We start from the raw sequence: 8,786 nt of genomic DNA on the forward strand, positions 1-8,786 counted from the left end.
CGCCGGTCCAGCCCTCCACCCCGGCCGCCACCCCGTCGCGGGGACGGGGCCGCTTCGCGGTGACCTACGAGGTGACCGGCCAGGGCAGGGCCGACATCCAGTACTACGACGCGAACGGCGACTTCATCCGCCTGGAAGGGGTGCGGCTGCCCTGGCGCAAGACGATCCGCACGGACGACGAGAACCGGGTGATCGTGATCGCCAGCAAGCCCGACGACGACGGACGGACCATCGGCTGCGCCACCACCGTGGCCGGCCGGGCACCGGTGACCGACTCGGTGGACGGCTGGGGCTGGCGGGTGACCTGTGGGAGCAGATGACCGGGCGAGCAGGCATCGGCGCGGGCAGGTGACGTCGGCGCGGCGCGCCGTAGGCTGGCCGGCGTGACGACGTTGGATGTCGACCCGCTCGTGGCCCGGATGCGTCCGTTCGGCACCACGATCTTCGCCGAGATGTCCGCGCTGGCCGTCCGCACCGGCGCGGTCAACCTCGGGCAGGGCTTCCCGGACAGCGACGGCCCGCCCGAGATGCTGGCCGCGGCGGCCGAGGCGCTGCGCGGCGGGCAGAACCAGTACCCGCCGGGGCCGGGCATCCCCACGCTGCGCCGGGCCGTCGCCGAGCACCAGCGCCGCTTCCACGGCCTGGAGTACGACCCGGACGGCGAGATCGTTGTCACCGCCGGCGCCACCGAGGCGATCGCCGCCGCCATCCTCGCCCTCTGCGAGCCGGACGACGAGGTGGTCTGCTTCGAGCCGTACTACGACTCGTACGCGGCCTCGATCGCCCTGGCCGGTGCGGTGCGGCGGCCGGTGACGCTGCGTCCCGGCGACGACGGCCGGTACGCCTTCGACCCGGCGGCGCTGCGCGCCGCGTTCGGCCCCCGGACCCGGCTGGTGCTGCTCAACTCCCCGCACAACCCGACCGGCAAGGTCTTCACCCCCGACGAGCTGGCCCTGGTCGCCGAGCTCTGCCAGGAGCACGGCGCGTACGCGGTCACCGACGAGGTGTACGAGCACCTGGTCTTCCCCGATGCCGCCGCCCCGCACGTGCCCCTGGCCACCCTGCCGGGGATGCGGGAGCGGACGTTGCGCATCTCGTCGGCGGGCAAGACCTTCTCCTGCACCGGCTGGAAGGTCGGCTGGGTGAGCGGCCCGGCCCGGCTGGTCTCGGCGGTGCTGCGGGTCAAGCAGTTCCTCACCTTCGTCAACGCGGCGCCGCTGCAACCGGCGGTCGCCGTGGCGCTGGCCCTGCCGGACGCGTACTTCACCGCCTTCCAGGAGGGCATGCGGGAGCGCCGGGACCAGCTCGTCGCCGGGCTGACCGACGCCGGTTTCGACGCGCTGACCCCGGAGGGGACGTACTTCGTCACCGCCGACGTCGGCGCGCTGGGCGGGCGGGACGGGGTGGAGTTCTGCCGGTCGCTGCCCGAGCGGTGCGGGGTGGTTGCGGTGCCGACCCAGGTGTTCTACGACGACCCGGAGGCGGGCCGGCGGCTGATCCGGTTCGCCTTCTGCAAGCGTCCCGAGGTGCTCACCGAGGCGGTCACCCGCCTGCGCCGGCTGCGGGAGGCCCGATGACCGAGGGGTACGCCGAGCGGCTGCGCCGGCTCACCGCGCTGCGTGGCTGCGACACCCTGCTCTCCGGCAACCGGCCGTCCTCGGTCGCCGAGCAGCTCGACACCCTCCGGGCCGCCACCCCCGACGAACTGCTGCCGGACGTGTACGGCGAGGGCGGCGCGGTCGAGGCGGTGGAGCACCGGGTGGCCGGTCTGCTCGGTACGGAGGCGGCCGCCTTCTTTCCCACCGGCACCATGGCGCAGCAGGTCGCGATGCGGTACGGCGCCGAGGTGACCGGGTGCAGCGCGGTCGGCCTGCACCCGCTGAGTCACCCGCTGGTGCACGAGCGGGACGCCTACGCGGTGCTCGGCGGGCAGCGGGCGGTGCTCACCACGTCGGCTGCGCGCAATCCGACCGCCGCGGAGGTCGCCGCGCTCGACGAGCCGGTCGGCACGCTGCTGCTGGAGTTGCCGCTGCGCGACGCCGGGTTCGTGCTGCCGACCTGGGACGAGCTGGTGGCGGTGGTCGGGGCGGCCCGCGACCGGGGCGCCCGGGTGCACGTCGACGGCGCCCGGCTCTGGGAGTCCACCGTCCACCTCGGTCGGTCTCCGGCCGAGGTCGCCGCCCTCGCCGACAGCGTCTACGTCTCGTTCTACAAGTCGCTCGGCGGCCACGGCGGTGCGGCCCTGGCCGGCTCGGCCGAGCTGGTCCGCTATGCGCGGGCCTGGCGGCACCGGTACGGCGGCACCGTGTTCCAGCAGTGGCCGGCGGCGCTGGCCGCCCTCGCCGGCCTGGACCGCGAGCTGCCCCGGCTGGCCGGCTACGTCGCGCACGCGAAGACGGTGGCCGGGGCGCTGGCCGAGCTGCCCGGCGCGCGGGTGTACCCGGCGCCGCCGCACACCCACCAGTTCCGGCTCTGGCTGCCGCATGCGGCGGCCGTGCTGAACGACGCCAACCTCGCCCTCGCCGAGGAGGAGAAGGCGTGGTTCGTCGGCGGCTGGCGGGACACCGAGGTGCCGGGGCTGGCGATTGCCGAGGTGACGGTGGCCGGACCGGCGACCGGGCTGGACGCCGGCGAGGTGGGCGAGCTGGCCGGACGGTTCCTTCGCCGGGTCCGCACCGCCTGAGGGACAGCGGGTGTGTGGCGCGGTTGCGTGCGGCACAGAAACGGCCCCACTCCATTACGGGTGACCGGCGTCAATAGTCCGTCACACTTTCGCACACACTTCCGATGACAGCCGGTGATACGCTGCCCCGAGCCCGATTGCCACCAATTCGGCACAGGGGAGAACATGCGTTACACGCGGCTCGGCGGCAACGGTCCGCGAATACGCGCCATCGGCCTCGGCTGCATGGGGATGTCCTGGGGATACGACGAGGACGGGCGCGACGACGGCCTCTCCACGGCGGTCATCCACCGGGCGATCGAACTGGGCTGCAACCTTCTCGACACGGCGGACCTGTACGGCCCGTTCACCAACGAACGGCTCCTCGGCCGCGCGCTGCGCGGACGCCGGGACCAGGTGGTGCTGGCGACCAAGGGGGGCCTGCTGGCCGACGGCAGCCGGGCGGTGCACCGCAACGGGCGCCCCGAACACCTGCGGGCGGCGTGCGAGTCGAGCCTGCTCAGGCTGGGTGTCGACCACGTCGACCTCTACCAGCTGCACCGCGTCGACCCGGCCGTGCCCCTCGAGGAGAGCTGGGGCACGCTCGCCGAACTGGTCGCCGAGGGCAAGGCCCGGATGATCGGGCTGTCCGAGGTGTCGGTCGACGAGATCAGGCGCGCCGAGACGATCCACCCGGTGGCGAGCGTCCAGTCGGAGCTGTCGCTCTGGACGCGGGAGCCGCTGGACTCGGTCCTGCCGTACTGCACCGAGAAACAGATCACCTTCCTGCCCTTCGCGCCGCTCGGCCGGGGTTTCCTCACCGGGCGTTTCGCCGGCACCGCGGACCTGCCCGTCCGCGACGGCCGGCGCAACCTTCCGCGTTTCCAACCGGACACGATTTCCGCGAATCAGGTAATCGCTCGCCGGGTCGTTCGTATCAGTTCGGAAATCGGCGCGACACCCGCCCAGGTGGCGCTCGCCTGGCTACTGGCACTCGCCGACAACGTGGTTCCCATTCCGGGCACGAAGACGCGCAGTCACGTGGCAGAGAATCTGGCCGCAGATTCGATCACCCTGACCGGGGAGATCCGTGCGGCCCTCGACGCCCTTCCCGAGCCGGTGGGCACCCGGTACTGACCGCTGGACGCCGGCCGGCGTTTCGCGACACGATGCGGCGGCGGTCGGCCACCGGGCGCGCAGATCCTCGACCTGTTGCTGCACCTGCGCGACCGGCACGGCATGACGATCCTGCCGGCCACCCACGAACGGTCCATCGCCGCCCGGTGCGACCGGCGGGGCACCCGGCCGCGCGCTGAGCGCGCGGCCGGGGACGACTCGTCAGGCAGCCGGGCTGGCGGCGCGTACGTGCTCGGCGATCCGCTCGGCGACCGAACGGGCGGTCGCCTCGGTGGCGGCCTCCACCATCACCCGCACCAGCGGCTCGGTGCCGGACGGGCGCAGCAGCACCCGGCCGGTCTCGCCCAGCTCGGCCTCGGCCCGCTCCACCTCGGCCCGCACCTCGGGTGCGGCGGCGCCGACGGTACGGTCACCGACCGGCACGTTGATCAGGACCTGCGGCAGCTTGGTCACCACCGAAGCCAGCTCGGCCAGCGACTTGCCGGTGGCGGCGAGCCGCGACATCAGGTGCAGCCCGGTGAGGACGCCGTCGCCCGTGGTGGCGTACGCCGGCATGACGATGTGACCGCTCTGCTCCCCACCGAGGGCGAGGCCGGAGGCGCGCAGCTCCTCCAGGACGTACCGGTCGCCGACCTTGGTCTCGATCAGCCGGATGCCCTCCGCGGACATCGCCAGGCGCAGGCCGAGGTTGCTCATCACGGTCGCGACCAGGGTGTCCTGGGCGAGCGTGCCGGCCTCCCGCATGGCGAGGGCGAGGATCGCCATCAACTGGTCGCCGTCGACCTCGTCGCCGTCGGCGGTCACCGCGACGCACCGGTCGGCGTCGCCGTCGTGCGCGATGCCCAAATGGGCGCCGTGCTCGACGACGGCGGCGCGCAGCCCGTCGATGTGGTTGGAGCCGCAGTCGTCGTTGATGTTGAGCCCGTCCGGCTCGGCGTGGATGGCGATCACCTCGGCGCCCGCCTCCCGGTACGCCACCGGCGCGACCTCGGCGGCGGCGCCGTTGGCGCAGTCCACCACCACCTTGATCCCGTCCAGCCGGTGCGGCACCGTGCCGACCAGGTGCTGCACGTAGTGGTCGGCGCCGTCGAGCAGGTCGTGCACCCGGCCGACCCCGGCCCCGACGGGCCGGTCCCAGGCGGTGGTGGCGTTCGCCTCGACGGCCGCCTCGATCCGCATCTCGATCTCGTCCGGCAGCTTGTGCCCGCCGGCGGCGAAGAGCTTGATCCCGTTGTCCGGCATCGGGTTGTGCGACGCGGAGAGCATCACGCCCAGGTCCGCCTTGGCCTCGGCGGTGAGGAAGGCGACCGCCGGGGTGGGCAGCACGCCGACCCGGACGACGTTGGCCCCGGCGCTGGTGAGGCCGGCGACCACGGCGGCCTCCAGCATCTCGCCACTGGCCCGGGTGTCCCGCCCGACGACCGCCAGCGGGGGATGTGTCTTGTCCGACTCGGCCAACGTGTGCGCGGCGGCCACCGCCACCGCGAGCGCCAACTCCGGGGTGAGATCCGCGTTCGCCCGCCCGCGTACGCCGTCCGTGCCGAACAACCGACCCATACCCGCCAACCTCCGATGAAACGGTCCCAGGAGAAAAACCGAACGGCCGGGCCACCTCCCGTGTGGGGAGGCGATCCCGGCCGTCCGTCAGAAGTACAACGTGCCGCTGATGATCAGCGCTTCGAGTACTGAGGAGCCTTACGGGCCTTCTTGAGGCCGTACTTCTTGCTCTCCTTGACCCGCGCGTCCCGGGTCAGGAAGCCGGCCTTCTTCAGGGCCGGGCGGTCGTCCGGCTCGCTGACGATCAGCGCCCGGGCGATGGCCAGCCGCAGCGCACCGGCCTGGCCGGTGGTGCCGCCGCCGCGCAGGTTGGCGATGACGTCGAACGCCTCGGGCTTCTCGGCGGTGACCAGCGGGTCCTTGATGAGCTGCTGGTGCACCTTGCTCGGGAAGTAGGCCTCGAGGTCACGGCCGTTGCAGGTGATCTTGCCGCTGCCGGGGACGATGCGCACCCGGACGATGGCCTCCTTGCGGCGGCCCACGGTCTGGATCGGGCGGTCACCACGCGGCGCGCGGGCGACGGGCGCCGGCGCCTCGGTGGCCTCGGGGGCGACCTCGGTCTCGGTGATGTCGGTCATGCTGTTTCCTTCGCCCGCGCTCACTGCGCGATCTGCTTGATCTCGAACGGCACCGGCTGCTGCGCGCCGTGCGGGTGCTCGGCACCGGCGTAGACCTTCAGCTTCTTGATGAGCTGACGGCCGAGCTTGTTGTGCGGGAGCATGCCCTTGACGGCCAGCTCGATGGCCCGCTCGGGACGCTTGGTCAGCAGCTCGTCGTAGCCGACCTGCTTCAGACCACCCGGGTAACCGGAGTGGCGGTAGGCAATCTTGGTCTGACGCTTGTTGCCGGTCAGCGCAACCTTGCCCGCGTTCACGATGACGACGAAGTCGCCCGTGTCGACGTGCGGCGCGAAAGTCGGCTTGTGCTTGCCGCGCAGCAGCGTGGCGGCGTGGGTGGCCAGGCGGCCCAGCACGACATCAGAGGCGTCGATAACGTGCCACTGACGCTCGATCTCACCCGGCTTCGGGCTGTACGTACGCACAGGTCTACCTTGTCTCGTCGTCGGTCTGGGGTCGCGCGCCGAGGTGACCAGGCGCGCACGAACGACCAAGCGTACCTGATGCGGCACGCCTCTGGATGTCGTACAACAGCAGGCAACGATACCCGGCGCCCCGTCGGCAGGTCAAAACGGGGGGTCACCCAGCGTGGCTTGCGACAGAGCGATGGTACAGGTCACACCCCGGGCAGCCGGCGCGGGCCCGGGCGCAGGTAGACCGCCCAGGTGAGCGCGAAGCAGAGCGCGTACCAGCCGATGAAGGCGAGGTAGGCCGCGTCGGCGTTGCCGGAGGTCAGGAACGACTGCCGGAAGGCGATGTTGACCAGCACCCCGCCGGACGCGCCGACCGCGCCGGCGATGCCGATCAGCGCCCCGGAGAGCCGCCGGGCCCGCCGCTCGGCCGCCTCGACGTCGCCGGTCAGCTCCCCCTCCGCCGCCGCCCGGGCCCGGAAGATCGCCGGGATCATCTTGTACGTCGAGCCGTTGCCGATCCCGGAGAAGACGAAGAGCGCCAGGAACCCGGTCAGATAGAGCGGGAAGGACCGCTCCCGGGCGGCGTACAGCACCAGCCCGGCGCCGACGGCCATGGCCACGAAGTTGGCGAAGGTGACCCGGGCCCCGCCGAGCCGGTCGGCCAGCTGCCCGCCGACCGGCCGGATCAGCGACCCGACCAGCGGGCCGAGGAAGGTCAGCCAGGCGGCGTCGACCGGCGTCGGAAAGCGCTCGGCGAACTGGAGCTGGAGCACCTGCCCGAAGGCGAAGCCGAAGCCGATGAAGGAGCCGAAGGTGCCGATGTAGAGCAGTGACATCACCCAGGTGTGCGGGTCGCGGGCCGCCTCGCGCAGCGCGCCCGGCTCGTTGCGCGCCCCGGGCAGGTTGTCCAGCCAGCGCGCCGAGGCCAGCGCGGCCAGCACGATCAGCGGCAGGTAGACCGCCGGCACCAGCCGGGGGTACGCCGCCCCGGCGGTGGCCAGCACGGCGAGCCCGACCAGTTGCACCGCCGGGACGCCGAGGTTGCCGCCCCCCGCGTTGAGCCCCAGCGCCCGACCCTTGAGGCGGTCGGGGAAGAAGAGGTTGATGTTCGCCATCGAGGAGGCGAAGTTGCCGCCGCCGACCCCGGTGAGGCAGGCCAGCACCATCAGCGTGGTGTACGACACCCCCGGTTCCAGCAGCACCGTCATCGGCACCGCCGGCACCAGCAGCATCAGCGCGCTGACGATGGTCCAGTTCCGGCCGCCGAAACGGGCCACGGCGAGGGTGTAGGGCAGCCGCAGCACCGCCCCCAGCGCGGCCGGCACGGCGGTGAGCAGGAACTTCCCGGCCGGGTCGATGCCGTACGCGGGCCCCAGGAAGAGCACGGTGACCGACCAGAGGCTCCACACGGAGAACCCGACGTGCTCGGCGAAGATCGACACCCAGAGGTTGCGCCGGGCGATCGGCGCCCCCGTCGTACGCCAGAACGTGGCGTCCTCGGGGCGCCAGTCGTTGATCCGGTGCCGGCGCCCGGCGCTGGTCGCGGGTTCGTCGGGGACTGTCGTCGTGGTGGCGAGCGTGCTCACGGCGGGCTCCTCCTGGTCGGTGTGACCTGGAGGACACTAGGAACGGCCGGTTACCCGGCGGTACCTGTCGCGGGTCGGTCCGGAAACGGAGATCGCACGTCGGCCACCGGGCGGTGGTGAGGCGGTCAGAGCTGCTGAAGGATGCGCAGCGCCCGTCCGACCCGCTGCATGGTCTCGGTGTCGGCGACGTCGACGCACTCGGTGAACCACTTCTTCATCGGTGAGGAGAGCCGGTCGGGCATCACCACGTAGCTGCCCATCGGTACGGCCAGCGGGGAGTCCCGCAGCAGCGCGGTCTCGACCACCTCGACCACGATCACGATCGGCACGTCGGTGGAGTTGTAGACGTCGGTGCTGATCACCAGCCCGAGCCGCTCCCGGGCGCCCTCGATGCGCCAGATCTCGCCCCTACGCAGCACGCGGGCGTCCGCCGAAGAGCGCGTCGTCCACCATGCCGACCTCGCGGGCGTCGGCGAGCGCCGCGGCCTCCAGGTCGAGCCCGGCCCGGCCCACCGCGGCGGCGTGCGCGGTGAAGACCTCGCGCAGCGCCTTCTCCCGGGCCGCCTGGTCCATCCACGCGGAGAGCGACAGCCCCTCGCGCTTGGCGAACCGGCGTGCCTCCTCGATCGTCTCGTCGGAGAACGACAGTGTCACCTTGGCAGTCATGCCGCTGAGACTACCCATTGGTATGACCAGCAGTCATCCCGCTTCGCGCCGGTCAGTCAACGGCCCAAAACGCCCTCGTCGGGGGTCGCCCCGCCTCGCCCCCGTTTGCGGCGTGTCGGGGTGTCCCGGCCGTCGGACACCCCGACAC

General features: G+C 72.4%; 10 protein-coding genes. 4 read left to right on the forward strand and 6 right to left on the reverse strand.

Features of this window, described 5'->3' with window-relative positions; genetic code table 11:
* From ACSNN7_RS27750 to ACSNN7_RS27765, 4 genes are all read left to right on the forward strand, one after another.
* Positions 1-320, forward strand: a 320-nt coding sequence (locus ACSNN7_RS27750) for an MmpS family transport accessory protein (RefSeq protein ID WP_436684001.1), incomplete at its 5' end; no start/stop codon positions are given.
* 63 nt (positions 321-383) lie between these two features.
* Positions 384-1,577, forward strand: a complete 1,194-nt coding sequence (locus tag ACSNN7_RS27755; protein WP_436684003.1) for a pyridoxal phosphate-dependent aminotransferase — start codon at positions 384-386, stop codon at positions 1,575-1,577.
* A complete protein-coding gene (locus ACSNN7_RS27760; RefSeq protein ID WP_436684005.1) occupies positions 1,574-2,683 on the forward strand; it encodes a threonine aldolase family protein in 1,110 nt (369 codons plus the stop codon). Before ACSNN7_RS27755 ends, ACSNN7_RS27760 begins: the two co-directional genes overlap by 4 nt.
* A gap of 114 nt (positions 2,684-2,797) precedes the next feature.
* Complete coding sequence (locus ACSNN7_RS27765; protein WP_436684006.1) at positions 2,798-3,799, forward strand: aldo/keto reductase; 1,002 nt, start codon at positions 2,798-2,800, stop codon at positions 3,797-3,799.
* A 201-nt stretch (positions 3,800-4,000) separates the two neighbouring features.
* Here the strand turns inward: ACSNN7_RS27765 and glmM are convergent, their stop codons facing one another.
* From glmM to ACSNN7_RS27795, 6 genes are all read right to left on the reverse strand, one after another.
* Positions 4,001-5,356, reverse strand: a complete 1,356-nt coding sequence (gene glmM / locus ACSNN7_RS27770; protein ID WP_436684007.1) for a phosphoglucosamine mutase — start codon at positions 5,354-5,356, stop codon at positions 4,001-4,003.
* Positions 5,357-5,469: 113 nt separating this feature from the next.
* On the reverse strand, positions 5,470-5,934 hold the full coding sequence (gene rpsI, locus ACSNN7_RS27775; protein ID WP_088647409.1) for a 30S ribosomal protein S9: 465 nt from the start codon (positions 5,932-5,934) through the stop codon (positions 5,470-5,472).
* Positions 5,935-5,954: 20 nt separating this feature from the next.
* Positions 5,955-6,398 carry a 50S ribosomal protein L13 gene (gene rplM, locus ACSNN7_RS27780; protein ID WP_154941857.1) on the reverse strand — a complete coding sequence of 148 codons (444 nt, stop codon included), beginning with the start codon at positions 6,396-6,398 and terminating at the stop codon, positions 5,955-5,957.
* A gap of 191 nt (positions 6,399-6,589) precedes the next feature.
* Entirely contained in the window at positions 6,590-7,972 is a 1,383-nt protein-coding gene (locus tag ACSNN7_RS27785; protein ID WP_436684009.1) for a nitrate/nitrite transporter, read from the reverse strand.
* 125 nt (positions 7,973-8,097) lie between these two features.
* On the reverse strand, positions 8,098-8,391 hold the full coding sequence (locus ACSNN7_RS27790; protein ID WP_334449393.1) for a type II toxin-antitoxin system PemK/MazF family toxin: 294 nt from the start codon (positions 8,389-8,391) through the stop codon (positions 8,098-8,100).
* Complete coding sequence (locus ACSNN7_RS27795; protein WP_132230932.1) at positions 8,381-8,638, reverse strand: DUF6364 family protein; 258 nt, start codon at positions 8,636-8,638, stop codon at positions 8,381-8,383. Before ACSNN7_RS27795 ends, ACSNN7_RS27790 begins: the two co-directional genes overlap by 11 nt.
* Positions 8,639-8,786: the final 148 nt, after the last annotated feature.

Source organism: Micromonospora sp. URMC 105, from assembly GCF_051386295.1.
Lineage (GTDB): Bacteria > Actinomycetota > Actinomycetes > Mycobacteriales > Micromonosporaceae > Micromonospora.

What these genes read in the sequence shown, in the direction of transcription:
- ACSNN7_RS27760 (WP_436684005.1), top strand. Translation starts at nt 1,574, where the DNA reads ATGACCGAGGGGTACGCCGAGCGGCTGCGCCGGCTCACCGCGCTGCGT.
- glmM (WP_436684007.1), bottom strand. Translation starts at nt 5,356, where the DNA reads ATGGGTCGGTTGTTCGGCACGGACGGCGTACGCGGGCGGGCGAACGCG.
- rpsI (WP_088647409.1), bottom strand. Translation starts at nt 5,934, where the DNA reads ATGACCGACATCACCGAGACCGAGGTCGCCCCCGAGGCCACCGAGGCG.
- ACSNN7_RS27795 (WP_132230932.1), bottom strand. Translation starts at nt 8,638, where the DNA reads ATGACTGCCAAGGTGACACTGTCGTTCTCCGACGAGACGATCGAGGAG.